19 protein-coding genes are annotated in these 25,327 nt (G+C 65.0%); 12 read left to right on the forward strand and 7 right to left on the reverse strand.

Features of this window, described 5'->3' with window-relative positions; genetic code table 11:
- Positions 1–3: 3 nt before the first annotated feature.
- Positions 4–1,575 (forward strand): carboxylesterase/lipase family protein, encoded by a 1,572-nt coding sequence (locus POM99_RS11295; RefSeq protein ID WP_277277819.1) that lies wholly within the window; start codon positions 4–6, stop codon positions 1,573–1,575.
- A 38-nt stretch (positions 1,576–1,613) separates the two neighbouring features.
- Here POM99_RS11295 and POM99_RS11300 read toward each other — a convergent pair whose 3' ends face one another.
- From POM99_RS11300 to POM99_RS11315, 4 genes are all read right to left on the reverse strand, one after another.
- Positions 1,614–2,570: a ThuA domain-containing protein gene (locus POM99_RS11300; protein ID WP_277277820.1), complete on the reverse strand. Its 957-nt coding sequence runs from the start codon at positions 2,568–2,570 to the stop codon at positions 1,614–1,616.
- A 29-nt stretch (positions 2,571–2,599) separates the two neighbouring features.
- Positions 2,600–3,940 (reverse strand): MFS transporter, encoded by a 1,341-nt coding sequence (locus tag POM99_RS11305; protein ID WP_277277821.1) that lies wholly within the window; start codon positions 3,938–3,940, stop codon positions 2,600–2,602.
- 33 nt (positions 3,941–3,973) lie between these two features.
- Positions 3,974–4,747, reverse strand: coding sequence for a TIM barrel protein (locus tag POM99_RS11310; protein ID WP_277277823.1), 774 nt, complete (start codon positions 4,745–4,747; stop codon positions 3,974–3,976).
- A gap of 124 nt (positions 4,748–4,871) precedes the next feature.
- Positions 4,872–5,783 (reverse strand): LysR family transcriptional regulator, encoded by a 912-nt coding sequence (locus tag POM99_RS11315; RefSeq protein WP_277277825.1) that lies wholly within the window; start codon positions 5,781–5,783, stop codon positions 4,872–4,874.
- A gap of 164 nt (positions 5,784–5,947) precedes the next feature.
- Here POM99_RS11315 and POM99_RS11320 point away from each other — a divergent pair, with 164 nt between their 5' ends.
- The 8 genes from POM99_RS11320 (at position 5,948) to POM99_RS11355 (ending at position 18,110) form a co-directional block, all read left to right on the forward strand.
- A complete protein-coding gene (locus POM99_RS11320) occupies positions 5,948–7,063 on the forward strand; it encodes an FAD-dependent oxidoreductase (RefSeq protein ID WP_277277827.1) in 1,116 nt (371 codons plus the stop codon).
- A gap of 20 nt (positions 7,064–7,083) precedes the next feature.
- Positions 7,084–7,986 carry a VOC family protein gene (locus tag POM99_RS11325; RefSeq protein WP_277277829.1) on the forward strand — a complete coding sequence of 301 codons (903 nt, stop codon included), beginning with the start codon at positions 7,084–7,086 and terminating at the stop codon, positions 7,984–7,986.
- Positions 7,987–7,989: 3 nt separating this feature from the next.
- The gene (locus POM99_RS11330) at positions 7,990–9,147 is read left to right on the forward strand and encodes an alpha/beta hydrolase family protein (protein WP_277277831.1); all 1,158 of its coding nucleotides are present in this window, start codon (positions 7,990–7,992) and stop codon (positions 9,145–9,147) included.
- A gap of 108 nt (positions 9,148–9,255) precedes the next feature.
- Positions 9,256–11,682, forward strand: a complete 2,427-nt coding sequence (locus POM99_RS11335; protein ID WP_277277833.1) for a TonB-dependent receptor — start codon at positions 9,256–9,258, stop codon at positions 11,680–11,682.
- 227 nt (positions 11,683–11,909) lie between these two features.
- Positions 11,910–14,237, forward strand: a complete 2,328-nt coding sequence (locus POM99_RS11340) for a TonB-dependent receptor (RefSeq protein WP_277277835.1) — start codon at positions 11,910–11,912, stop codon at positions 14,235–14,237.
- Between the two features lie 127 nt (positions 14,238–14,364).
- Entirely contained in the window at positions 14,365–14,994 is a 630-nt protein-coding gene (locus POM99_RS11345; RefSeq protein WP_277277837.1) for a gluconate 2-dehydrogenase subunit 3 family protein, read from the forward strand.
- A 19-nt stretch (positions 14,995–15,013) separates the two neighbouring features.
- On the forward strand, positions 15,014–16,699 hold the full coding sequence (locus POM99_RS11350; RefSeq protein ID WP_277277839.1) for a GMC oxidoreductase: 1,686 nt from the start codon (positions 15,014–15,016) through the stop codon (positions 16,697–16,699).
- A gap of 1 nt (position 16,700) precedes the next feature.
- Complete coding sequence (locus POM99_RS11355; protein WP_277277841.1) at positions 16,701–18,110, forward strand: MFS transporter; 1,410 nt, start codon at positions 16,701–16,703, stop codon at positions 18,108–18,110.
- Between the two features lie 54 nt (positions 18,111–18,164).
- Here the strand turns inward: POM99_RS11355 and mdlC are convergent, their stop codons facing one another.
- A complete protein-coding gene (gene mdlC / locus POM99_RS11360) occupies positions 18,165–19,736 on the reverse strand; it encodes a benzoylformate decarboxylase (protein WP_277277843.1) in 1,572 nt (523 codons plus the stop codon).
- Between the two features lie 182 nt (positions 19,737–19,918).
- Here mdlC and POM99_RS11365 point away from each other — a divergent pair, with 182 nt between their 5' ends.
- Positions 19,919–20,836 (forward strand): ketopantoate reductase family protein, encoded by a 918-nt coding sequence (locus POM99_RS11365; RefSeq protein ID WP_277277845.1) that lies wholly within the window; start codon positions 19,919–19,921, stop codon positions 20,834–20,836.
- Between the two features lie 343 nt (positions 20,837–21,179).
- Here the strand turns inward: POM99_RS11365 and POM99_RS11370 are convergent, their stop codons facing one another.
- A complete protein-coding gene (locus tag POM99_RS11370; RefSeq protein WP_277277847.1) occupies positions 21,180–22,469 on the reverse strand; it encodes a PQQ-dependent sugar dehydrogenase in 1,290 nt (429 codons plus the stop codon).
- Positions 22,466–22,894: a DUF2231 domain-containing protein gene (locus tag POM99_RS11375; protein WP_277277849.1), complete on the reverse strand. Its 429-nt coding sequence runs from the start codon at positions 22,892–22,894 to the stop codon at positions 22,466–22,468. The genes POM99_RS11370 and POM99_RS11375 overlap by 4 nt, the downstream gene beginning before the upstream one ends.
- Positions 22,895–23,046: 152 nt before the next feature.
- On the opposite strand from POM99_RS11375, the gene POM99_RS11380 reads away from it, so the two are divergent.
- A complete protein-coding gene (locus POM99_RS11380) occupies positions 23,047–23,760 on the forward strand; it encodes a TetR/AcrR family transcriptional regulator (RefSeq protein ID WP_277277851.1) in 714 nt (237 codons plus the stop codon).
- A 111-nt stretch (positions 23,761–23,871) separates the two neighbouring features.
- The gene (locus POM99_RS11385; RefSeq protein WP_277277852.1) at positions 23,872–25,239 is read left to right on the forward strand and encodes an aromatic ring-hydroxylating oxygenase subunit alpha; all 1,368 of its coding nucleotides are present in this window, start codon (positions 23,872–23,874) and stop codon (positions 25,237–25,239) included.
- Positions 25,240–25,327: the final 88 nt, after the last annotated feature.

Consider the following 25,327-nt stretch of genomic DNA (forward strand, 5'->3'; position numbering starts at 1 on the left):
ACGATGATCCGCAAGGCAATCGGCGTCGCGGCGTTCTGCCTCGCGGCATCTTTGCAACCGGCGCTGGCCCAGTCGGTGGTCAAGACCACCGCAGGCGCCATACAGGGCGCTGCGAGCGGCGGGGTGGAGGCGTTTCTCGGCATCCCCTATGCCGCGCCACCGGTGGGCGATGACCGCTGGCGCGAACCCCGGCCGGCACGCCCGTGGGAAGGCGTACGCGATGGCTCGGCGATGGGCCCCTCGTGCCAGCAGGCCGAAGCTGGCGGCTGGGGGCCATACAGCGCCGAGTTCATTGCCGCACCGCCTTTCAGCGAAGACTGTCTGACGCTCAACGTGTGGAAGCCCGCAGGCAAGGTGCGTGGTCGGCTGCCGGTGCTGGTCTTCATCCACGGCGGCGGCTTTGGCGGCGGTGGCAGCGCGGTGCCGCTCTATAATGGCGGCCGCCTTGCCGCGCGCGGCGTGGTGGTGGTGACCATCAATTACCGCGTCGGCGTGTTCGGGTTCCTCGCCCATCCACAACTCACGGCGGAATCCCCGCTGAGAAGCTCGGGCAACTATGGGCTGCTCGATCAGATCGCCGCGCTCGGCTGGGTTCGCGCCAATGCTGCCGCGTTCGGTGGCGATCCTGCCAACATCACCGTCTCGGGCGAATCTGCGGGCGCGGCCTCGGTCAATGATCTGATGGTCTCGCCCCTGGCCAAGGGCCTGTTCGACAAGGCGATCGCCTTCAGTGGGCCCAGCATGGCTGTCGACGTGCCTTCGATTGAAGAAGGCTATGCCGTGGCCAAAACGATCGCGGCGAAGGTGGGCGCAGCCTCGCTGGCAGACCTGCGCGCGGTTCCGCCCCAGAAGCTGGTCGATGCCACGCGCTATGTTCCGGGCGAAAGCAGTGGCCCGGCGCGGCTCGTCCACGTGCCGCACCGCGATGGCGTGGTTTTGCCGTTCGATCCGTTCCGCGCCGGCGGCCCTGTGGTGAACGCGGTGCCGCTGCTTGGCGGATACAATGCGGCGGAAATGATCGACCCAACGGTGCGCACGCCGGCCCAGTTCGAAGCGGCGGTAAAGGCGCGATATGGCGATTTTGGCCCGCGCCTGCTTGCGCTTTATCCCCATGCCAACGATGCCGAGGCCGTCGCGTCCAACACCCTGCTGGCGCGTGACCGCTATATGGCGGGGCTGCTGCTGTGGTCGCAGGACCGCACGCGCTCGGTGAAGCAGCCGATCTACGCCTATGTCCACGATCACGCCTATCCCGCACTTCGTGGGGGGCAGAGCTGGGGTGCGTTTCACAGTTCCGGCCTGCCCTATGTCTTCGGCACCGTCGGTATCGGTGATCGCACTTTCACGGCGGCAGACCACGCGTTGGCGAAGCAGTGGCAGGATCGCCTTCTGGCATTTCTGCGCACGGGCAAGCCATCGCTGCCGGGCAGGGCATGGCCGCCGGTGAAGGCAGGCGATGCGCGCGTCATGCGCATTGGCGATCGCGCTGGAATGGTGTCGTCTGTTTCCACCCCCGCACGACTGCAGGCGTTGCGGGACTATGCGGCTTCCGGCGGCAAGCTCGGCCTGTTGTAACGCCCGACCTGCCGCATCGCGACAGGCCGGGATCGGGATTACTTGGTGGGATAGTCCTTGGCTTCTTCCAGTACGGGCAGGGTTACCTTGCCCGTCGCCGCCCATTCGGTCCCGCGAAGGATCAGAGTCTGCAGTGGCTGGAAATGCAGCGAAACCTCATCATGGCCGAGCGTGATGGAGAACACGCGGCCCTTGCCGTAGTCCGCCGTCCACACCTGCGGGTGATCGGCGTCGATGCCCTTCATCGCCTTCAGCTTTTCGGGCGTATAGGCGGCGGCAGGGTACTTCGGACCGGTCAGCCTCGGGTCATAGGCGGCGGCGGCATCGTGTGCCGTCGCCAGCACGTGGATCTTCGCCTCCGGATCCATCGCCATGTTGGTGTACATGTCGTCGTTGTAGGTCCACACGAACTCGCGCATACCGGCAGTGATCGGATGGTCGCGGTCCACGATGTGCACCGGGAACGAACCCGGAGGAGCGCGGCGCGATGAACCCGGCTCCATCGTGGCGCCAATCAGGCGCTTGTATTCGGGAATGTCACGACCCCAGGTGAACGAAGAGTGGTAGGCGACCAGTCCGCCGCCTTCGCGCACATACTGGTACAGCGCCTTGAAAGCATCGTCAGACCACAGGTGCTGCACCGGGTCGGCATAGTTCCACCGGCTGGAATAGTTCAGCAGCACCACGTCATAGGCTTTCAGTTCGGCCAGCGTGCCGTGGTCGAAGTCCTCGGTCACGCGAACGTCGAAGCGCTTGGTGTCCTGCATCATCGTGCGCAGCATGTTGTTCACGCCGGTCCAGTCATGCTCATAGCTGTTCTGGCCCGAAACGATCAGCACGCGAAGACGCTGTTCCTTGGGATTCACCGGGATCGCCACGCGCTGCACCGTTTCAGGCGGGCGATAATCGATGGTGACAATGACCTGAGCAGGGGCAGGGCAGGCCGCAGCCATGGCGGCGCACGTCAGCACCGCCGCGATCGGCGTCGTCTTCATCGGCATTCTCCCCGTTGTGGCTATCTGTTTCAACCTGCGGGCGCGAGGCGCTGCGCAATGTCCTCGCGAATGCGATCGTGCATGCGGTCCATGGGCCAGAAAATCACCACCAGCACCTGCAGGCTCAACAGCACCACCGCGCTGCCATAATAGGACCAGCGGATCGTATCGCGCGCGGCGTCGGTAACCGCGCCTGCGGAGTAGCCCGCCTGGCCCAGCGCGTAGGCGAAGCCTGCCGTACCCACCGCCATGCCCACCTTGGTGGCCAGGCTCACGCCCGAGGAAAGCAGCCCTTCATGCCGCACGCCAAAGCGCCAGTCGTGATAGTCTACGGTTTCCGCGATCATGGTGAAGGCCGCGACGATGGTGACCGAGGTCGACAGGCAGGCGGCGAGGTATACCGCCAGGAACGCGGGCACGCTGTTTTCGGTGAAGGGCAGGATCGCAAACAGCGCCGTCGCCAGCGTCAGCACGCCGATGCACCCGCGGCGGATGCCGAAGCGGGCATAGAGCGGCGGGGCGACGAACGAGGACAGCAGCAACATGCCCGAAACCGCAGGCAGCATCACCGCGATCATCCAAGGCCGGTGCAGCACTTCGATCGCAAAGTAGGGGGTGGACGACATCATCACGCCAAAGCGCATGAAATACGTCAGGCAGAAACCGAAACAGACCAGCCACGCCCGGTTGCGCAGCATGTCTTTAACCGCCGGCCAAATGGCGAACTTCGGGCTGCCTTCGTCCTCGTACCTTTCGCGGCAGTTGCGGAACAGTGCGAAGGTGCAGATCAGCCCTATTACTGCAAACAGTGCCGCCACAGACAGGAAGCCGCGCTGCTGGTCGCCGCCACCGAACAGGCCGACCAGCGGCATCGTCGCTGCCGTGCCCAGCACGACCGACACCGACGTGCCCACCGATCGCATGCCCGAAAGCTTCAGCCGGTCACCGGTGTCCTCGGTCATCATCGGCATCAGCGCGGTATAGGGAATCGCCTGCAAGGACATCAGGATGCCCAGCGCCTTGAAGGTGAGGAAGGCATAGATCAGCTGCGCCGTCTGCCCCCAGGCCGGCACGTTGAACAACAGCACCGTGACCACGGCATAGGGAACCGCGGTGAACAGGAAGTACGGACGCGTCCGGCCGAACCGGGTGCGGGTCTTGTCCACCGCCACACCCACGACCATGTCGATCACTGCATCCAGCAGGCGGGCGACCAGGAACACCGTGCCCACCGCCGCAGCAGGCAGCTTCACCACGTCGGTGTAGTAGAACAGCAGGAACGCGCTCGCCATGTTATAGGCAAGGCTCGTGCCCAGATCGCCGAAGCCGTAGCTCAGTCTTTCGACGAAGGTCAGTTTCTTTTCAGCCACGATCCTCTCCCGGGATGCAGCGGATGGGAACGCTCAGACTCCGAGCGCCTTGCGGGTGATGGCGAGCGATTCCGCCATCGGCACGGTCGGGAAGTATTCCAGCCCGATCGCGCCGTCATAGCCGAGATCGCGCAAGGTCGAGACGACTTGGCCCCAGTCGAGCGTGCCCGTGCCCGGCTCGTTGCGATCCGGCATGTCGGCATACTGGACGTGTGCCACCAGGTGCGTGCGCCCGCGCAGCACTTCGGCCATGTCCTCGCCCATTACAGCGCTGTGCCAGACATCGTAGAGCAGGCGAAGCGCGGGACTGTCGACGGCTTCCACGATGTCGAGCCCCAACTTCGTGCTGACAAGGTACATTGCCGAAAACAGCTTGGTGTTCAGTGGTTCGAGCACCAGCAGCACGCCGGCCTCCTCGGCCAGCGCGGCGGCCTTCTTCAGCACGCTCACCGCGTTGGCGAAGTGCTCTTCCTCGCTCATCCCCTCAACGCGGAAGCCCGATGCAACGATCAGCGGCGGCTTGCCCAGCGGCGCTGTGGCGGCAATCGTCTCGCGCACTGCGGCCAGCATCTCGTCATGCTCGGCCGGATCGACGATCGAGCGCCGTGGATCCACGCAGATCCCGGTCAGCACGACGCCCGTCTCTTGCAGCGCAGCAGCGATAGCGCCCATATCCTTGTCGCGCCAAAGGTGGAATTCGGCCTTGGCGAAGCCCGCGTCACGCGCGGCGCGGATGCGGTCCTCGACTCCGCCTGCTTCGGTGAACTGCCATTCGACACAGGATGAAAGGGTGGAGGGTACAGGCAACGTCGATCTCCCAATCGGCGGCCCCGGGGCGGTACGCCCGTATGCCTGGCGGCCTCACTGCCGCTACTTTATTGGAACCCCTGTTATAATTGAAGGGGGCCCTCGTCAAGGGGCTGGCATGCAGTCAGGTGCTGACTGGTGGCACGACCGCGGTGATGGCATCCAGAAACCACAGCAGCCCGGCATCGTCTGCACGGGCGCGGTGATACTGGATCATTTCGTGCATCGGGGGGAAATCGAAGGGAAGGGAGGCAATGCGGATATCGGTCTGTCGTGCAGCCTGCCGCGCCAGCCGTTCGTGCATGATCGCCAGTCGGCCGGTGCCCACCAGCAGGTCGGGCACCAGCGTGAACGATGGCACCACCACCTCCTCGCGCCGGGTAATGCCGCGAGCGCGCAGCTGCGCTTCGGCATAGGTCAGCCGGGTGATTCTCCCCAGCCTTACCGAGATATGCCCAGCCGCCACGAACGCCTCGGCCGTCATCGGCGCGTTCATCACCGGGTTGTCCCGCCATCCTGCCACCACATGCTGTTCCTCCAGCAACAGGCGCGCCGGGTGCTGGGGACTCACGAACTCGCGCGGAATGATCAGCATGTCCAGCTCGCCGCGCTCCAGCATGTCCTGCCCGGTGTCCTCGGGAGGTACGATGTCCAGCTCTATCCCGGGCGCGCTTACCGCGATTTCCGACAGCAGTGGCCGCAGCACCACGCAGGTGATGTAATCCGACGTGCAGATGCGGAACCGGCGGTGCGTGGTGGCGGGATCGAACAGGACCGGCTGCGTCACCAGCGTCTCCACGCTGGCCAGCAGTTCGCTCAGCATCGGCTTCAGTCGCAGCGCATAGGGCGTCAGCATCAACCGCTTGCCATGCGGAATCAACAGCGGATCGCCGAACCATGTGCGCAGGCGCGCCAGAGCTGCGCTGGCCGCAGGTTGGCTCAGGTAAAGCCGTTCGGCCGCGCGGCTCACGCTTGCTTCGGCCAGCAGCGCATCCAGCGCGACGAGGAGGTTTAGATCGAGACCCTTGAACCGCATGCTTGCCTTGTATCCGTAAGATTGATGGAAATCCATCCGAACAAATTGTTTTATCGATTGGTCCAGTCAGCGTATTGCAGCTGCCAGGAGGAGGTGTTGGCAAAGGGCCAATGCCACAGGATGGGAGAGAGCATTGCCCCTTTGGCGGCGATGCATACGGCACCATGAACAATCTTTCGATTCTCGTTGTCGGCGGCGGCATTGGCGGGCTTTCTGCCGCGATTGCACTGCGCCGCAAAGGCCATGCCGTAACCATCATCGAACGCGATCCGCAGTGGTCGGTCTATGGCGTCGGCATCATCCAGCAGTCCAACGTCATCCGTGCGATGGATGAACTCGGCGTGCTCGACGCCTTCCTCGATTCCGCCTTCGGATTCGATGCGGTGGAAATCTTCCTGCCCGATGGCACCAAGGTTGCGCGCGTTCCGTCGCCGCGGCTGGTTGAAGGCCGCCCCGCCAGTGTCGGCATCGGCCGCCGAGCCCTGCAGAAGGTGCTGGGGGATCGCGTCAAGGATCTCGGCGCGGACCTGCGTCTCGGCCTGACGGTTCAGACGTTGGCAGACAACGGCGAGCAGGTCGACGTTACCTTCTCCGATGGCACTGCGGGCACGTTCGATGCGGTGATCGGCGCGGATGGCGTGTTCAGCCAAGTCCGCGAAATGGTGCTGCCCGATGCCGAAAAGCCTCGCTTCACCGGTCAGGCGGTGTGGCGCTACAATTTTCCCCGCCCGGACGATCTCGATGCCCTGCAGGTCTACAATGGCCCCACCGGCGCGGGCCTGGTGCCGATGAGCCGTGACCTCATGTACATGTTCGTGACTACGCCAGAGCCTGGCAATCCGTGGTATCCCAAGGAAGGGATCGCCGCCGCGATGAAGGCCAAGCTTGCCAACTGCGCCCCGGCGATCCGCGAACTGGCTGAACAGATCACCGATGACGACGGCGTGGTCTATCGCCCGCTCGAAGGCATGATGGTCTACGGCCCGTGGAGCAAGGGCCGCGTCGGCCTGCTCGGCGATGCCGTCCACGCCACCACCCCGCACCTGGGGCAGGGCGCGGGCATGGCAATCGAGGACGCCATCGTCCTGGCCGAAGAGTTTGAGCGGCATGACAACGTCGCCGTTGCTCTGAACGCCTATCGCGATCGCCGCTTCGAGCGCTGCCGCTACATCGTCGAAAGCAGCCTCGCCATCTGCCACGGCCAGCTGGGCCTCGCCCCGCCGGTCGACAATCATAAAGCGACCGCCGAGATGTTCGCCGTCGTTTCACAACCGCTTTGAATACCAAGGAAGATCCCAGCATGAGCCGCGTGACCGAAATCCGCTACGTCGGATATGGCGTAACAGATCTGGAAGCTGAAAAGACCTATTACGGCGAAGTCTTCGGCCTCGAAACCGTGCCCAGCAGCGATGGCATGGCCTGGTTCAAGACGCCGGGCAATGATGAGCATCATGTGGTGCGCCTGCGCGCCAACGACGAGAACCGCGTCGACGTGATCGCGCTGGCGGCCGACAGCCGCGCCGATGTTGACGCCCTGCACGCCAAGGTCGAGGCGGCGGGCTGCAAGATCGTCAGCACGCCGCACGATCTCGCCACGCCCGGCGGTGGCTATGGCTTCCGCTTCTTCAGCCCGGATGGCCTGCAGCTTGAAATCTCGGCCGAGGTGGCCCGCGGTGACAAGCGCGATCTCACCCGCTGGGAAGGCGTGCCGGTGAAGATCAGCCACATCGTGCTTCACTCGCCCGATCACCATGCCGCCGTGAAGTTCTTCACCGACGTGCTGGGCTTCAAGATCTCCGACTGGCTGGGCGATTTCATGTGCTTCCTGCGCTGCAATTCGGCGCACCACCGCATCGCCATCCTGCCCGGACCGGCCTGCCTCAACCATGTGGCCTACGATATGCTCAGCGTGGACGACATGATGCGCGGCATCCACCGCCTCAAGGTCAAGGGCACCGATATCGGCTGGGGCCCGGGTCGCCACACGGCCGGCAACAACACCTTCAGCTACTTCGTCACCCCCAATGGCTTCGTAACCGAATATACCTCTGAACTCGAAGAGGTCGATTTCGAAACGCACGAGCACAAGGTCCACGTGCCTGCGCCGATGGTCATGGACCAGTGGGGCATCGGCACGGGCGGCCCCCAGACGCTGCCCCATCCGCATCCCAACCCGGGCCTGTTCGTGGCGGTGGAAGCCTGAACCATGGCGCTCTACGAACCGTTTCCGAACTACATCTGGAACCTGTCGGTCTCCATTGCCATGGAAAGCGGCGGGCAGATCGGCGAGATCGTCGACATGTGCCAGCCGATCATCGAAGCGGCGGCCAATGGCGGCGATGCCGGCACGCCTGCTTTCATGAAGCAGTGGTCGGCCTACGGCGACAAGCTGATCGAGCTGGCCGCGGAAGACGAGGCCAAGGGGCGGATGTTCTCCGCTTCCGACAAGCTCGAACGCGCCTCGCTTTACCTGCTGGTGGCCGAACGCATGCAGGGCCACGGTGCACCGGGCCGCGTTGAGACCTATGCCAAGGCACGGGCCGCGTTCGACAAGTCCACAAAGCTTGGCAAGATCAACCGCGAACGCGTTGAGATTGCGCTGAAAAACGGCACAATGCCGGCGCTTTACACCCGCGCTCCGGGTGAAGGCCCGCACCCCGTGGTAGTCTATTGCAACGGTCTCGATAGCTGCAAGGAGCTGCTCTACTGGAGCCGCCTGCCCGAAGCGCTGGCCCGTCGCGGCATCTCCACGCTTTGCGTCGACCAGCCTGGGTCGGGCGAGGCGCTGCGGCTGCAGGGCCTGCCGGTCGATCCGCACTCGGAATCCTGGGCCAGCAAGGCGGTGGACTGGCTGGAACAGCAGGCCGATGTCGACCCTGCACGCATCGGGATGACTGGCATCTCGCTCGGCGGCCACTTCGCCCCGCGCGCTGTCGCCTATGAGCCGCGCTTCGCCTCGGGCGCAGTGTGGGGCGCCAACCACAACTGGCGTGAAGTGCAGGACAAGCGGCTGAAGCGCGAAGGCGAGAACCCCGTGCCGCACTACTGGGCGCACGTGATGTGGGCCTTTGGCGCAAAGGACATGGACGAGTTCATGGCCCTGTCCACCGACATGAACCTCAATGGACACATGGACCGGATCAAGGTGCCGTTCCTCGTCACCCATGGTGCGCATGATCGCCAGATCAGCGTGGCCTATGCCGACGATCTCTATGACCAGCTGGTCAACGCGCCGCGCCGCGAAAAGGTGATCTTCACCGCGCGCGAAGGCGGCGTGGAACATGTCGGCGCCGACAACATGGCCTACGGCCGTGACTGCATCGCCGACTGGTTTGCGGAAACACTGGGCGGGATGACCGCCTGAAATCGGCCAGCACGAACAAGACGCGATGTCGATGGCACATGAAGGTTAGTTCTTTGATTTGATTGCAATTCGAAAGCGCCCGAGGCGCATACTGGGAGGAGAAGAGTGATGAACAGGGGGAAGGTCCAGATTTCGCTTCTGGCGAGCGCCGCCATGATGGCTTTCAGCGGGTCTGCCTATGCACAGGCCCAGGCACAGGCCGGCGCCGACGATGTGGACGAAAACGTCATCATCGTCACAGCGCAGAATCGCAGGCAGGACGTGAACGACGTTCCGATCAAGATCGACGTCATCAGCGGCGAACAACTCAAGAAAATCGGCTTCTCCGACATGAACGATGTCGGCAAGATCGCTCCGATTGTGCAGATCAACCAGGATCAGGGCACCGTCAAGGTTACCGTGCGCGGCATCGGTACCAACTCGGCTGACGAAGCTCAGGACACCTCGGTCGTCGTCAACGTTGACGGCGAATACATCAACCGCCCGAACGTCATGGGCATGGCGCTGTTCGACATGGATCGTGTCGAAGTGCTGCGTGGGCCGCAGGGCACGCTCTATGGCCGCAACTCCACCGGCGGTGCAATCAACTTCATCACGCGCAAGCCGGGCAACCAGTTCGGGTTCAACGGTACGGTTTCCTATGGCAACTACAACGCCGTGCGTGCGGATGCCGGCGTGGATCTGCCGCTGGGTTCGACCGCAGCCTTCCGCGTTGCCGGCTTCTATGAAGACCGCGATGGATACAACAAGCACCCGGCCGGTGGTGGCTTCTTCGTGTTCCCGGCCTATGCCGCAGGTCGATCTGACGACAACCAGGCCTATGGCGGCCGCGTTTCCCTCAGGCTGGACCCCACCGATCAGCTTTCGGTGAACCTTGGCGGCGAATATGCCAAGCGCCGCTTCACACCAGGCGTCTTCGCGGCCGGAGACCTCAACGCTGCCGGCAACGGGCCTACCAGCGGCCAGTGCGACAACGGCTTCACCAGCGTCGCGCCGAACTACCCGCAAGTCCTCTGCGTGCCCAGCCAGACTAACCTGCTGTCGAAGGTGGACCGCAGCAACTATGCCGCGCCGCTGTTCGGGATCGGTCGTGTCAGTGCTGAAACCTGGGCCGTGCGCGGTCGCATCGCCTATGAATTCAGCGAAGCAGCCACGCTCACCTATATCGGTGGCTATCGCAAGTATATCGGCGGGAAGAACGAGCGGCTGACCCTGCCAACCGTCTATCAGTCCTACACATTCCTCGACGACGCGGAAACGCAGAGCCACGAATTGCGGCTCAACGGCACTGTCGGCGGAATCGTGTACCAGGTCGGTGGTTTCTACTTCAAGGAGAAGCTGGCGCGCGAAAGCGCCTTCATGCTGCCAAGCTTCATCTTCGGCCTGCCGCCCTTCGGCGCCAATGGTCCGACCCCAGGCACGTTCCTCAGCTACTTCTCGCGCGACGTTGACAGCACCAGCAAGTCGCTGTTCGGCCAGGTTGAAGTCCCGCTGGGTGACAAGCTTACCGCCGTCGGCGGCCTGCGCTATACCAAGAACGATCGCTCGGCGATTTACATCAACACCTCTCCGTTCGGCCGGTTCGGACCCGATTTCGGGCTCGTCGGCGCCGGGCCCGCACGCAAGGACTTTTCCAAGCTGCTCTATGTCACCACCCTGCCGCTGGGCAGCAGTGACAGCAAGGTGACCTGGCTCGCCGGGTTGAATTACAAGCCCAATTCCGACACGCTGATCTTCGCCAAGGCGTCGACCGGCTTCAAGGGCGGCGGCTTCGACGCTGTCGGCACCTATCGCCCGGAAACCAACACCGCCTTCGAAGCAGGCTGGAAGCAGACCTTTGGCGATCATGGCCAGCACCAGTTCAACCTGGGTGGCTTCTACTATGACTACAAGGACTTGCAGGTCTCGGTCCTGCTCGATACGGCGATAGGCGGTCAGATCTTCAATGCGGGCAAGGCCAAGATCTGGGGTCTCGAAGCCTCGGCCGACATCGCGCTGGATGACAACACCACGTTCCACACGTCTGCCAACTATCTGAACGCGCAGTACAAGGAGCTGTTTGCCCAGTTCAACGTGTTCTGCACGCCCGCTGCGGGGCAGGCTGCGGCGACCTGCAACGGCATTAACGGCGTGGGCGATCTCGATCCCACCGCGCCCGATATCCAGCAGCCGAACTTTGCCGGAAATACGCCGCCGTTCTCGCCAAAGGTGATCATCACCGTGGGTCTGGACCATGTATTCCACATCGGTGAGAGCACCTTGACCGCCCGGGCGGACTCGGTCTTCAAGTCGAAGTACTTCACCGATTTCTACAACTATCGTGACGGCACCCAGGAAGCTTTGACCCAGTCCAACCTGAGCCTGGAATTCCAGCCGGGGAACAAGAAGTTCTCGGTCATGGGCTTCGTGCGCAATCTCGAAGGGACGCGTCCTCTGACCTATGGCTCGTTCATCTCGGCCGGACCGGATGACATCTTCAACTGGCAATTCGGCGCGCCGCGTACCTACGGCGTCCGCGTCAGCGTAAACTTCTAAGCAGGCGCAGGCCGATCTGCGCTTTACCACGGGTCGCCCGGAGCCTTGCGCTCCGGGCGATTTGCGTATGGCAGAAAGCGCAAGTGGCTGTCACGCAACAGAAGTTCGACAAATCCTGAAATAGAACTACCGTTCTTGACTCCCTTTCTGAAATTAGTATTTCAATTTTGTGATTCGAGGATGCCATCCAGTAAAAGGCTGGCCGCGTCCGTTGAGGGAGATGGAACTTGCGTAACCGTATCGTGATCGCCGCGCTGTGCGGCGTGTCCTCTGCTGCAGTCGCCGTGCCTGCCTGCGCGCAGGAGGCGGCAGTCGAAGCTGCCCCCGAAATCATCGTGACCGCGCAGAACCGCAAGGAGAACGTGCAGAACGTTCCCATCGCCATTTCGGTGGTCACTGGTGAGGCGTTGAAGGACCGCGGTGTGACCGATTTCACCTCGGTCCAGAAGGTTTCGCCCGCGCTCAACATCACTAACGACACCAACAACACCCGCGTCAGCGTGCGCGGCGTCGGTTCGCTCACCAACAACGAGGCGCAGGACCAGTCCATCGCGGTCAACATCGATGGGGAATACATCAACCGGCCGACCATCCTGAATGCCGCGATCTTCGACCTCGATCGGGTCGAAGTGCTGCGCGGCCCGCAGGGTACCCTATATGGCCGCAACTCAACCGGCGGCGCCGTGAACTTCATCACGCGCAAGCCCGGCAACGATTTTGCGGTCAACGCCTCGGCCACTTATGGCAACTACAACCAGGTGCTGGTTGAAGGTGGTGTAGACCTGCCATTTGGCGACGTCGGCGGCCTGCGCGTTGCGGGCTTCTATCGTTCGCACGATGGCTTCAGCAAGCACCCCAACACGCCGTTCAGTCCCACTGCAGCCTTCGTGCCCAGCACTGCCAACCGCAGCGATAACGACAACACCGGTGGTGGCCGCGCCAGCCTCCGCCTGAAGCCCACCGCAGCACTGACGGTCGATCTGGCCGTCGAATACGTGCAGCAGGACATCATTCCCGCCGCGCAGGCTTGGGCCGACATGACCAGCTCGACCAACGGTCCCGGTACGAACCCCACCACCTGCGGCAATGGCTGGAGCGTGATCGGCACGGTGACCGGTGGCGTGCAGTGCCTCCCCACCAATACCAATATCCTTGCGGGCTATGACCGCCACGAATACAACTCCCCCATTCTGGGCGTTGGCAATCTGCACCAGTCGTCCACCGCGCTGCGCGGCCGCGTTTCCTATGACCTCGGCGGCGCCACGCTCACCTATACCGGCGGCTATCGCTCCACCAAGAATCGTGGCCAGAACACGCTTTCGCCGGCTTTTGCGTTCACCAACTTCGGCGCTTCGGTGAAGACGCAGAGCCACGAACTGCGTCTCAATGGCGAGACCGGCCCGGTCAAGTGGCAGGGCGGCGTGTTCTACTTCCGTGAAAAGCAGAACACCAATGGCGGTCTCTACACGCCGTTTGTGGGCCCCAATGGCTCCTATGTGAACTACTTCCGCCACCCCACCGACACCAAGAGCGTGTCGGGCTTCGGCCAGGTTGAAGTTGCGCTGAACGACAAGCTGACCGCCGTCGTTGGCGGCCGCTACACCCACGACAAGCGTGATGCGGTGTTCACCAACTTCAACCCGTTCTTCTTCGTCTTTGGCGGCGGAACCGGCACGTTCAACACTGGTCCGGTCAACCTCGCCGGGCAGGAAGATGTCTATGGCGTCACCGCCACCCCGCTGCTCTATTCGGGCAGCAAGTTCAGCTGGCTCGGTGGCCTGAACTACAAGTTGAACAGCGACACGCTGATCTACGCAAAGGTCTCCACGGGATACAAGGCCGGCGGTTTCGATGGTTCCGGCACCAGCTTCCGTCCCGAGACGAACACCGCCTATGAAGGTGGCGTGAAGCTCACTTTCGGTCGCAACACCTTGAACGTCGCCGGCTTCTACTACGACTACAAGGACCTGCAGAACGACGTCCTGCTCAACCCGGCGATCGGCGCGCAGACCTTCAACGCGGGCAAGGCGCGCATCTATGGCGTCGAGGCTGAAGCAGTGTTCCGGCCCACCGGCAACGACACCATCACTGCATCGGCCAGTGCGATGAGTGCGAAGTACAAGTCCTTCGTGGCCAGCGTACAGTCGCTGAACATCGGCAACCCGCCTGTTGATGCGGCGACGATCGACCTTGGTGGCAACCGCCTGCCCCAGGCGCCCAACTTTGTCCTGACGCTGGGCTGGGATCACGTGTTCGATCTCGGGTCGGCCGGCACGCTCACTGCCTCGGCCTATTCGAAGTACAAGGGCGACTACTACCTCGACTTCTACAACTACCAGGACTCGCACCAGAAGGCGCGTACGCAGAGCGACTTCAGCCTCGAGTACAAGCCCGAAGGCGGCCACTATGGCATCCAGGCTTTCGTCCGCAACATCGAGGACTACCGCTCGCTGGCCTATGCCGGCAACACGGTCGTCCCAGGCGTGGCGAACATCTACAACTGGCAGTTCTCCGCTCCACGCACTTACGGCGTGCGGCTTTCGGTAGACTATTAATGCTATGCGCGGCGTGCAATCTTGGTTGCTCGCTGCGCTCTGGTTTAAGGGGTGGCCCGTGCGTGGCTGCCCCTTTTGTGCTTCAGTGCGGCGGCTGGGCGCTGGCCCGCGATGGGAGAAGGCAGGCGTGACAGAGGCGACACAGGGATGGAACCGGCGTGATTTCCTTGGCGGGGCGGCGCTGCTCGCGCTTGCCCTTGGCGTGCCGGTGGGGGCCTTGTCGCTCACCAGCCTGCCAGCCGATGAAGCCCCAACCGATCGCCAGCGCCTTCTGGCGCGCCATGTTTCGCAACTGGTGATCCCCCGCACCGAGACGCCCGGCGCAGGCGATGTCGGCACCGGCGATTTCCTGATACTCGCACTGGTCCATGGCCTTGAAGGCACGCGTGCGCCAGTGGTTGCAGCCGCCATGCCGGCCTTGGGCGCGTTCCAGCGCGGCGATGGTTCGCTGCGGCATCTTGCCTGGCTGGAGCACGAACTCGATCGTCGCGCTAATGGCGATTTCCTCGCCCGGTCATCTGCGCAGGGGACCACGCTGCTCGCGGCCCTCGATGCCGAAGCCTATGCCGAGGGCGCCCCGTCGCATCCGTGGAAGCCGATAAAGGCCCTCATTCTCACCGGATATTATACCAGCGAAGTCGGCGGTTCGCAGGAACTGCGGTATGAAATCGTCCCCGGCCGCTTTGACCCCGATCTTCCCGCCACCGCGCAGACCCGGGCGTGGTCCAGCGATTGGACCGCGGTGGACTTCGGCTGAGCCTCAAGGAGCAACAACGATGGAATTCGATGCGATCGTCGTCGGCTCGGGCATTACCGGGGGCTGGGCGGCCAAGGAACTGACCGAAGCAGGGCTGAAGGTCCTGATGATCGAGCGCGGCCGCGAGATCCGCCACCAGGTGGACTACGAGACCGAGACCAAGGCGCCGTGGGACATGCCGTTCCGCGGCCTGGGTGATGCCGATCTCTATCGCCGCGAATATCCGGTGCAGATGGTCAACCGCCACTTCACCGAATTCACCCAGAACCACTTCGTGAACGATGCCCAGAACCCCTACACGGCGGGCGTTGGCACCGATTTCACATGGTTCCGCTCCTATCAGCTCGGCGGTCGTTCGCTCACTTGGGGCCGCCAGTCCTATCGCTGGTCGGATTACGATTTCGGCGCGAACAAGCGCGATGGCCACGGCACAGACTGGCCCATCCGGTATGCCGATCTTGCCCCGTGGTATGACAAGGTCGAGGAATTCATCGGCGTTTCCGGTTCGCCTGAAGGGCTGCCGCAGCTTCCCGATGGCCGGTTCCAGCCCGGTATGGCGCTCAATGCCGTCGAAACCCATGCGCGCGAAGTGATCCGCAAGCAGTGGCCCGAACGCTGCCTCACCATCGGCCGCACCGCGAACATGACCGTTGCGAAGCCCGAAGAGGGCCGTTCCGCCTGCCAGAACCGTTCGATCTGCGCGCGCGGCTGCTCCTATGGTGCCTATTTCTCCACCCAATCCAGTACGCTACCCGCTGCACAGAAGACCGGCAACCTGACCGTCATCACCGATGCGGTGGTTGAGGCGCTTGACTATGATCCCGCCACGCGCCGCATCACCGGCGTGCGCTATATCGATACGAAGACGAAGCAACGTCGCCGCGCCACCTCGCGCATCGTCTTTCTCAATGCCGGCGCGTTCAACTCGGTTCACGTCCTGCTCAATTCGGCCAGCGATGCGATGCCGCACGGCCTTGCCAATTCCAGCGGTGTGCTCGGCACCCACATCATGGACCACGCCAACACGCTTTCGGCGTTGGCGCTGTTCCCGGGGTGGGAAGGGCACACCACCTTCGGCAACCGCCCCACCGGTGTGGTCGTTGCGCGTTATCGCAACATGGACACCATGGACGGCGTCGGTCACAGCCGCGGCTTTTCGTTCCAGGGCGGCGCGCTGCAGAGCACGTGGACTGGTGGTAAGCGCGAGGCGGGCATCGGTGAGACCTACAAGGAGCAACTGCGCCATCCCGGCATGTGGCGCATGGTCCTCGTCGGCTTTGCCGATTGCGTGCCGCGTGCCACCAACCGCCTCACGCTTGACCGCAGCCGCACAGACGCCAATGGCCTGCCTCTTCTCAAGATCGATTTCGCCTTCGGCAAGGAAGAGCACGCGGCGCTGGCGCAGGCCAAGGCCGACGCGGCGGAAATGCTTACCGCTGCGGGTGGCAAGGTCATCATGGGCAGCGACCAGCCTGGCCCCGGCGGCACCGCCATCCACGAAATGGGCGGCGCGCGCATGGGCCACGATCCGCGCACCTCTGTGCTCAATGCGTGGAGCCAGGCGCACGACGTGCCCAACCTCTTCGTTACCGACGGCGCGCAGATGAGCTCTTCGGCTTGCCAGAATCCCTCGCTCACCTACATGGCGCTCACCGCCCGTGCCTGCGATGCCGCCGTGCGGATGCTGCGCGAGGGCAAGATCTGACGTGACCTCTGCCGAAGCCATGACCGTCCGCCAGAAGTTCCTGGCGCTGCTGACGCTCGTCATCGCCCTGGTGCTCGAGATTGTCGACCTGACTATCGTCAATACCGCGCTGCCCGCGATCAAGGCCAGCATCGGCGCAGACGCCTCCGCATCTCAGTGGATCGTCGCCGGCTATTCGCTCGCTTTCGCACTGCTGCTCATGGCTGGCGGGCGGATGGGCGACAGCTTCGGTTACCGTCGCCTGTTCCTGATCGGCGTTGCCGGCTTCACCGTGTCTTCGGTGCTTTGCGGTCTTGCCCAAAGCGGCGAACAGCTCGTCACCGCGCGGCTGTTGCAGGGAGCTACAGGCGCTCTGATGGCGCCGCAGTCTATGGCGCTGCTGCAGGTCCTGTTCGATCCGCTGGAGCGCGTGTCCAAGCTTGCGCTGTTCGGGGTGATTGGGGGGCTCGCCTCCATCGCTGGTCCGATCATCGGCGGCCTGCTGATCAAGGCAGACCTGTTCGGACTCGGCTGGCGGCTCGTGTTCCTCATCAACGTGCCTGTCGGCATTCTCGCCATGGCCATGGCCCGCGCCTACCTTCCGGCCACGCGGTCAGACCGGCACAGCGGCTATGACAGCCCGGGCATGGTGCTGTTCGGCGCGGCCGTCGCCGCGCTGCTCTGGCCGCTGATCGGGGCTGAGGGGGAACAGGCCGATCCCGCCGCGTTCCTCGTCCTGCTCGCCTGTCCGCCGCTGGCGTGGCTTGGCTGGCGGCATGTTGCCGCGCGCACCCGCGCCGGGATGCCCGCACTGTTCGATCCTGCCATTTTTGCCATCCCCACCTACCGTCTGGGCCTTGCGATGTCGGTCGCGTTCGGCGCAGCAAGCGCGGGATTCCTGCTAGTCTTCGCCTTCGCGCTCCAGGCGCAGCGCGGCCAGACTCCGCTTGTCACGGGGCTGCTGCACATGCCTTTCGGCTTTGGCGCGATGTTCGGCATCGGCGTACTCAGCCGCAAGCTGCTGCCCGCGCTGGGCAAATGGCTGCCGCTGGGCGGGGCGCTGCTCATGGCTGCGTCCGCCACGCTCGTCCTTGTCGCCACTGCCCGGCCGGACTGGCCGCTGTGGACCATCGCCCCGGCCATGGTCGCGGCCGGCATCGGCATGGGCATGACTACCGGCTGTATCGGCCCGATCACTTTCGCCCAGATGGATCGCGCCCACGCGGGCGCCGCCTCGGGCCTGATGAAGACTTGCCAGCAACTGGGCAGCGCCTTGGGCGTCGCGCTCGCCGGCAGCGCCTATTTCGCCTGGGGACAATGGCTCGGTGTGCCACCTGCAGAGATGGCTGCGGCGGTCATCGCGCTCATCCTGCTCGCCTGCGCCGCTTTCGCGCTTCGCCTGCCGGATGGTATCTTCGACAGCGCACACTGAATTCCTTGCGCGGATGTGGAAAGCGGCACCGGCCCGCTCCCCCGCCCCTTCCAGCTAGTCGATCGTCACTTCCACCAGCGTTGGTCCCGTCGCGCCTAGCGTCCACGCCAGCGCTGCCTCCAGTTCGTCCGGCGCCGTCGCGCGGCGTCCGGGCACGCCATGCCCCTGCGCCAGCGCCACAAAGTCCAGCCCCGGCAACTGCGTGCCTTCCAGCCGCTGCATGCCGAAGTGGCGCCCGAAGTGGTGCAGCGCCTCGTACCGCCCGTTCTTCATGATCAAGAAGCTGATCGGCAGGTTCCACTGCGCCGCGGCGTGCAGCCCCTGGATCGCATACATTGCCGATCCATCGCCCAGCAACGCGATCACCTTGTCCCCCGGTCGCGCCATCGCCAGCCCCACCGCTGCGGGCAACCCATGGCCCAGCCCGCCGCTCGCCGTGGTATAGAACGTGTCCGGCTTCAGGATCGGCAGGTAATCGTGCATCGGCCCGCGGCCCGATGGTGCTTCCTCCACGATGATCGAATCCGCCGCCCGCGCCCGCGCCAGCTCCTGCATCACGAAGGCGTCGGTCATGGCCGATCCGTCGAGCACCGGCGGCGCGGCTTTGCGCGGGGGCAGGGGGCGCGGGGGCAGGGCGCGCGCGGGCGGCGGCGGGAAGGCAAGCAGCGCATCCAGCGCGTGGTGGCACTGCGCCACGATTGCCGTGCCACCCGGCGCCCAGGCGGCATGGGCATGGTTGTCCCCGATCAGCCACACGTCGCATCCGGGCGGCAGGTGTGGCCCATGCCCCTCCATGTGATACAGGTTCATCGGCCCGCCCAGCGCCAGCACCACGTCATGCCCGGCAAGGCCCGCCACGATCGCCATCTGGTTCGCCGCCAGGAACCCGGCGAAAAGCGGGTGGTCCTCGGGAAAGCTCCCGCGGGCCGACATCGGCGCCACCAGCACCGCCGCATTGTGCCGTTCGGCCAGGGCGATCACCCGGTCCCACGCGCCATCGCGCCCCACGCCTGCACCCACCACGATGGCCGGAGCCCGCGCCGCATCCAGCGCCCGCGCGCAGGCGGCGATGGCATCGGGCGCCGGCACCCTGTCGGCATGGATCGTCCGCGCTGCAAACGGCGGGCAGGGTCGGTCCCAGTCGTCAATGGGGATCGAAACGAACGTCGGCCCGTAGGGCGGTTCCATCGCCACCGCCCAGGCGCGATGAATCGCGGCGGGAACGTCCTCGGCCCGCGCCGGTTCGCACGCCCATTTCACGAAGGGGCGCGGAAACTCCCCGGCGCGCTCGGCAAACAGGAACGGCTCGTACGGCAGGATCGATCGCGCCTGCTGCCCTGCCGTCACCACCAGCGGGGTCTGGTTCTTCCATGCGGTGAACAGGTTGCCCAGCGCATGGCCCACCCCGGCTGAGCTGTGCAGGTTGACCAGCGCCGCCGTCCGCGTCCCTTGGGCAAACCCGTCGGCCATGCCCAGCACCACGCATTCCTGCAGCCCCATGACATAGCGGAAGTCATCAGGAAAATCGCAGAACATCGGCAGCTCGGTCGATCCGGGATTGCCGAAAACCGTTGTCATCTTCAGTTCGCGCAGCAGCGAAAGCGTCACATCGCGGACCGTCTGCATCGATTGCCTCTCACCTCGGCTGGTTCGCGCAGACCATGCCCGTGTCGCACGGGCGCGCAACCGCATTCTTCATTCGCCGGCGCAGGTTTCGTGGAACGAAAAGCTCGCGCTTCCGGATAGCTCCCGGCTTGACCGACGCGTCCCGTCGCTCAACGAAGGCGAAAGGACAAGGAGCGCATGCCATGAAGATCGTCGTCATCGGGGCAGGGGCGATGGGCTGCCTCTTCGCCGCGCGCCTCGGCACGGCAGGGCACGATGTCACTGTCGTTGATGTCGATCGCGTCCGCCTTTCCGCCATCGCGGCCGATGGCATCGTGCTGGCCGATGATCAGGGCGAACGCACCGTCGCGGTTGGCGCCAGGGCTGCGGCCGATGTTGCCGCACCCGTCGATCTCGTCGTGCTGTTCACCAAGGGGATGCACAGCGCCGCCGCGATCCGTTCGGTCGCGCACCTCGCCGGCGGCAGCGCCTCGGTCCTCACGCTGCAGAACGGCCTCGGCAATGTCGAGGCCATCGCGGATGTCTTCGCCCAAGCGGCGATCGTCTGGGGCGTCACCGATTTCCCGGCAGACCTGCAGGGCCTCAACCGCGTTGCATCGCACGGGGCAGGGCATATCTGGCTCGGCCCGGTCGTGCCTGATCAGGCCGTGCGCGCCGAAGCGATAGCCGCCTTGCTGGTCGATGCCGGGCTTGATGCGCGCGCTGTGCCCGATGTGCAGGCCATGGTGTGGGACAAGGCCGCCTTCAACAGCGCCCTCAATGCCCTGTGCACGCTCGGCAATGTGCCGGTCGGTCGGCTCGATTGCCCCCCGGCGCGGCACATCGCCGGGCTGGTGATTGCCGAGATCGCCGCCACCGCGCAGGCCGCAGGGGTTGATTTCGATCTGTCCCGAGTCATGGCCAAGGTCGATTTCGCGCTTGCCAACCACACCCATCACAAACCGTCGATGCTGCAGGATCGGCTCGCCGGCCGGCCGACCGAGATCGAATCGATCAATGGCGCCGTCCTCGCCGTGGCCGCGCGGCACGGCGTGAATACGCCCACACTGCAGCTGATTACAGACCTCGTCCGGATCGGTGAACCTGCGCCGGCACGATAGGAAGCCCGGAATGATAAGGACGGCGGCAGGCTGGTCCACCCGGCCCACCGCCGCAGGCTGGCCCGTCCGCAGGGTGTGAGGCGGACCGGGCGAAGCGCTCGTTACAGTTCGCTTCGCACCCTACCGATCGCGCTGGGCGAAGCAACCGGTCCCTTCCACCTTTTTGATGGCCCCGTTGAATAAGGCCAGCTAGCCTATAACGCGGCACAAAGTGCGGCACATGATGGCAGCGCGTTGGAGACAATCCCCCTAGCCCTGCGTCAAGATCAAAAGAAGCACGGACGACCAATGCGGTGGGCAGCGTTATCAGGGCTCGCATGGGCAACGGTCCTGACGATCCGACCTAGCGTGCTGGCGTCACCCGCCAGATCGTGTTCGAAAGATCGTCTGCAACCAGCAAGGAACCCTTCGGGTCCACGGTAACGCCCACGGGCCGGCCCCAGGTGTCGCCGCTGGCGCCCTGGAAGCCCGTGACGACGTCCACCGGCGCGCCGGTGGGGCGGCCGTTGCGGAAGGGGATGAAGACGACCTTGTAGCCCGAGGGCCGGCTGCGGTTCCAGCTGCCATGCTCGCCCACGAAGACCCCCTCGGCAAAGCGGGGTCCCATCGCGGGGGAGGAGAAGGCGAGGCCGAGCGCGGCGACGTGCGAGCCGAGGCCGTAGTCGGGGCGGGTGGCGGAGGCGACCTTGGCCGGGTCCTGCGGGTGGACACGCCGGTCCACGTGCTGGCCCCAGTAGCTGTAGGGCCAGCCATAGAACGCGCCCTCGCGCACCGAGGTCAGGTAATCAGGCACCAGGTCCGGGCCCAGCTCGTCGCGTTCGTTGACCACGGTCCAAAGCTGCCCGCTGCCGGGCTGGATGGCCAGCGCAGTGGGGTTGCGCAGGCCGGTGGCGAAGGGGCGGTGCGCACCGGTGGCAGTGTCGACCTGCCACACCATCGCCCGGTCGATCTCCGCATCCATGCCCCGCTCGGTGATGTTGCTGTTCGAGCCTATGCCCACGTAAAGATACCGACCGTCCGCACTGGCGGCCAGCGACTTGGTCCAGTGGTGGTTGATCCGGGAGGGCAGGTCGGTGAGCGTGACCGGCGGGCCGGAGGCGACGGTCTGGCCGGGGCGGTAGTCGAAGCGGACGAGCGAGCCCTGGTTGGCGACGTAGAGCGTGTTGCCCACCAGCGCGAGGCCATAGGGCGCGTCGAGCCCGCTGGCGAAGACGGTGCGCAGCTCATAAGTCCCGTCGCCATCGGCATCGCGCAGCAGGGTGAGGCGGTTGCCGCTCTTGGCGTGGCTGGTGCCCTTGGCCTTGATGATGCCGGCGATGAAGTCCTTGGGCCGCAGCGCCGCCTCATGCCCCCCGCGCCCCTCGGCGACGAGGATGTCGCCATTGGGCAGGACCAGCGTCTGGCGCGCGATGCCGAAGCCGGTGGCGATGGCGGTGATGGTATAGCCCTGCGGCACGACCGGGCGATGATCGCCCCACGGCGCCGGGCTGGCGATCTTCATCGTGGGGACAAGGCCGGTCTGCTGATCGGGCAACTGCGGATCGTGGCCGAACTGGACGGGATCGGCCCCGTTGGACGAGCCACAGGCGGCGGCGAGGCTGCACAGCAGCAGGGCGGGGAACAGGCGCTTCATGCCACCCGCTCCCGGCGAAGCAGCGACAGGCTGAGCGCCAGCGCGATGAGGGAGAGCACGGCCACCACGGCGGAAAGGATCGGCCCGTCGGGCATGATCGCCCAGGCATCCCGCGCATGGACGAAACAATCGACCAGCCCGAACACGAACAGCGCCAGCAGCGCCAGCGCGAGCAGCCCGGCGCGCCCACGCGTGGTGCGCAGGCGGACGAGGTCGATGAGCGCCCAGAGCAGGGCGAAGCCGGCATAGACCATGCCGCCGGCCAGCAGCCATGCGGCGAAGTTGCTCCACTGCGGTTCGGCCGTGGAGCCATAGGCGAGGTCACAGAGCAGGGCGCCGATGAACAGCGGCGCGATCCCGGCCACGAGCGCGGCCTGCAGCGGGTGAAGGACCGGGGCCGGACGACCGGCCTGTACGACAACCATGGGCGCTGCTCCTTTGCAAAAGGGGTGCGGCGAGCCGGAAGGCGACGACGCAGCGGGTCCAATGCCCGATGCCAAGCCATTGTTCCGGACGGAATTGAGCCTCGTTGTGCGCTGATTTGCCAAGCATGCCGGTCAACCGCTATGCCGGACGAATGGCGACCATAGGCGCAGACAGGACGGCACAGGGCGCGGAACCGATCCGGTTCGAGGCCGATCCGGTGCGCTGGATGGAGCGCAGCGACGCCTTTATCCCGCCGCGCCAGCAGCGCAGCCGCGAGGCGCTGGAGCGGATCGTGCGGGCAGGGACCCGGCTGTTTTCCGCCCAGGGCTTCGAGGCGACGCGGGTGGCGGACATCGTGGAGGAGGCGGGCGTGCCCACCGGCACGTTCTACCAGCGCTTTGCCGACAAGGAGGCGCTGCTGGATGCGATCGTGGCGGGATACCGCGCCTGTCGCATGGCCGAGATCCAGAGCCTTTGCACCAGCGAGGCGGCGCGCGCAGCCGATCCGCGCGGAATCGTGGAGCTGCACCTTGGCATCGTGTTCGGCGCGTTTTCCGCCGACGCCGGGTTGCTGCGGCTGATCGAGCGGCGACGGCTGGAGAACATCGGGGTGCACCGCGACCAGAGCCAGGCCAACGATGCGGTGGCGACGATGATCGCGGACCTGCTGGTGGCGGCGCTGCCCGATCGCGACGAGGCCCAACTGCGGCGGCAGGTGTTCTATGCCCATTCGATCGTGCGCGGCGCGGTGGTGTGGGCGATGCTGCCGCGCGAAGGCGAGCAGGGGCAGGGGCTGCAGGTGAGCGACCCGGCCTTCTGCGCCGAGGCGCTGGCCATGGCGCTGCGCTACCTGCGGATCGACTGACCAGCCCGATCGTCGGGCAGACTGTCCAAAACGACAGGCGGGGGCAGACGCCAGCTGATATATGAATTGGCAGTCACGTTCATAAAAGCGGGCAGACTCGGGAGAGAAGCAATGAACGAGCTTCAGGCGATGATGCGGCGGCAGTATCCGGGGCAGACCTGGGCCGACGTGGCGCGGCGCGACGGCGACCTGCCGCCGGTGCTGGCGCAGCAGAGCAATCCGGCGCAGGACCTGCGCGACATTCCCTTTGCGCGATACACCGACCAGGCGTTTTTCGAGCTGGAAATGGAGCGGATGTGGAAGCGGGTGTGGCAGTTCGCCTGCCGCGAGGAGCATCTGGCGGAAGTGGGCGACTGGGTGGTGCACGACATCGGGCGCCTTTCGGCCGTGATCGTGCGCACCGAGGAGGGCCTGCGCGGTTACGTGAATTCCTGCCTGCATCGCGGCACGAAGCTTAAGCCGTCGCATGCCGCAGGCTGGTCCGGCTCGATCCGCTGCCCGTTCCACAGCTGGGAATGGAACCTGGACGGCACGCTGAAGGGCATGCCGTGCAGCTTCGAATTCCCGCAGCTGGACCGGGAGAAGGCCTGCCTGCCGCAGGTGCGCGTGGACAGCTGGAACGGCATGGTCTTCGTGAACTTCAGCGCGGAAGGGCCTTCGCTGCTGGAATACCTGCAGGTGCTGCCCGAGCATTTCGCCAACTGGGACCTGACCGGATGGTATGTGGCGACGCATGTGCGCAAGCACCTGCCGAGCAACTGGAAGGTGGCGCTGGAGGCGTTCATGGAGGCCTATCACACGCCCTATGTCCACCCCGAGATGACCAATGTGGTGGGCGACCACAACATGCAGCACGACATCTTTTCCGACCACGTGAGCCGCGACCTGTGCGCGATGGCATCACCCAGCCCGACCGCGGCGGCGCCGTGGAGCGAGCAGCAGCTGCTCGATTCGATGCTGGTGGGCGATGGCGCGATGGTGGGCGAACGGCCGCGCGTGCCCGAAGGCAGGACCGCGCGCTGGGTGATGGCCGAGCAGCTGCGCACGCAGATGCAGGAGAAGCACGGGCTGGATTATTCGGGCCATTCGGTGCCCGAGATGATCGATTCGCTGAAATACCACGTGTTTCCCAACCTGCTGGTCTACCCGGCGCCGGGGCTGTGCCTGGTGCAGCATTTCCGCCCAGACGGGCATGACCGCGACCGGGCGATCTTCGACCAGCTGGTGCTGCACCCGCGCCCGCGCGACGGGAACTTCGAGGTGGCCGAGGTGGTGGAGATCGGCGAGGACGACAGCTTCGCCTCGATCCCTTCGATGGACCCGTTCCTGGCGAGCGTGCTGGACCAGGATACCGACATCATGCGCTGGCAGCGCGAGGGCATGTATGCCAGCGCCAAGGGCGCGGAGACGCTTTCCACCTATCAGGAATCGCGCATCCGCCACCTGCACGACACGCTGGACAAGTACGTGGGCGAGTAATGCGCCGGGCGCGGGTGTTGCGCCGGCATCCTTCGACAGGCTCAGGATGAGCGGGGAAGGCCGGGCACAGGCCGTGACGCAAGGCAGG

It is taken from the genome of Novosphingobium cyanobacteriorum (assembly GCF_029436685.1).
Lineage (GTDB): Bacteria > Pseudomonadota > Alphaproteobacteria > Sphingomonadales > Sphingomonadaceae > Novosphingobium > Novosphingobium cyanobacteriorum.

What these genes read in the sequence shown, in the direction of transcription:
- POM99_RS11375 (WP_277277849.1), bottom strand. Translation starts at nt 22,894, where the DNA reads ATGGTTGTCGTACAGGCCGGTCGTCCGGCCCCGGTCCTTCACCCGCTG.
- POM99_RS11385 (WP_277277852.1), top strand. Translation starts at nt 23,872, where the DNA reads ATGAACGAGCTTCAGGCGATGATGCGGCGGCAGTATCCGGGGCAGACC.
- POM99_RS11295 (WP_277277819.1), top strand. Translation starts at nt 4, where the DNA reads ATGATCCGCAAGGCAATCGGCGTCGCGGCGTTCTGCCTCGCGGCATCT.
- POM99_RS11300 (WP_277277820.1), bottom strand. Translation starts at nt 2,570, where the DNA reads ATGAAGACGACGCCGATCGCGGCGGTGCTGACGTGCGCCGCCATGGCT.
- POM99_RS11370 (WP_277277847.1), bottom strand. Translation starts at nt 22,469, where the DNA reads ATGAAGCGCCTGTTCCCCGCCCTGCTGCTGTGCAGCCTCGCCGCCGCC.
- POM99_RS11350 (WP_277277839.1), top strand. Translation starts at nt 15,014, where the DNA reads ATGGAATTCGATGCGATCGTCGTCGGCTCGGGCATTACCGGGGGCTGG.
- POM99_RS11365 (WP_277277845.1), top strand. Translation starts at nt 19,919, where the DNA reads ATGAAGATCGTCGTCATCGGGGCAGGGGCGATGGGCTGCCTCTTCGCC.
- mdlC (WP_277277843.1), bottom strand. Translation starts at nt 19,736, where the DNA reads ATGCAGACGGTCCGCGATGTGACGCTTTCGCTGCTGCGCGAACTGAAG.
- POM99_RS11315 (WP_277277825.1), bottom strand. Translation starts at nt 5,783, where the DNA reads ATGCGGTTCAAGGGTCTCGATCTAAACCTCCTCGTCGCGCTGGATGCG.
- POM99_RS11335 (WP_277277833.1), top strand. Translation starts at nt 9,256, where the DNA reads ATGAACAGGGGGAAGGTCCAGATTTCGCTTCTGGCGAGCGCCGCCATG.
- POM99_RS11380 (WP_277277851.1), top strand. Translation starts at nt 23,047, where the DNA reads ATGGCGACCATAGGCGCAGACAGGACGGCACAGGGCGCGGAACCGATC.
- POM99_RS11320 (WP_277277827.1), top strand. Translation starts at nt 5,948, where the DNA reads ATGAACAATCTTTCGATTCTCGTTGTCGGCGGCGGCATTGGCGGGCTT.
- POM99_RS11325 (WP_277277829.1), top strand. Translation starts at nt 7,084, where the DNA reads ATGAGCCGCGTGACCGAAATCCGCTACGTCGGATATGGCGTAACAGAT.
- POM99_RS11330 (WP_277277831.1), top strand. Translation starts at nt 7,990, where the DNA reads ATGGCGCTCTACGAACCGTTTCCGAACTACATCTGGAACCTGTCGGTC.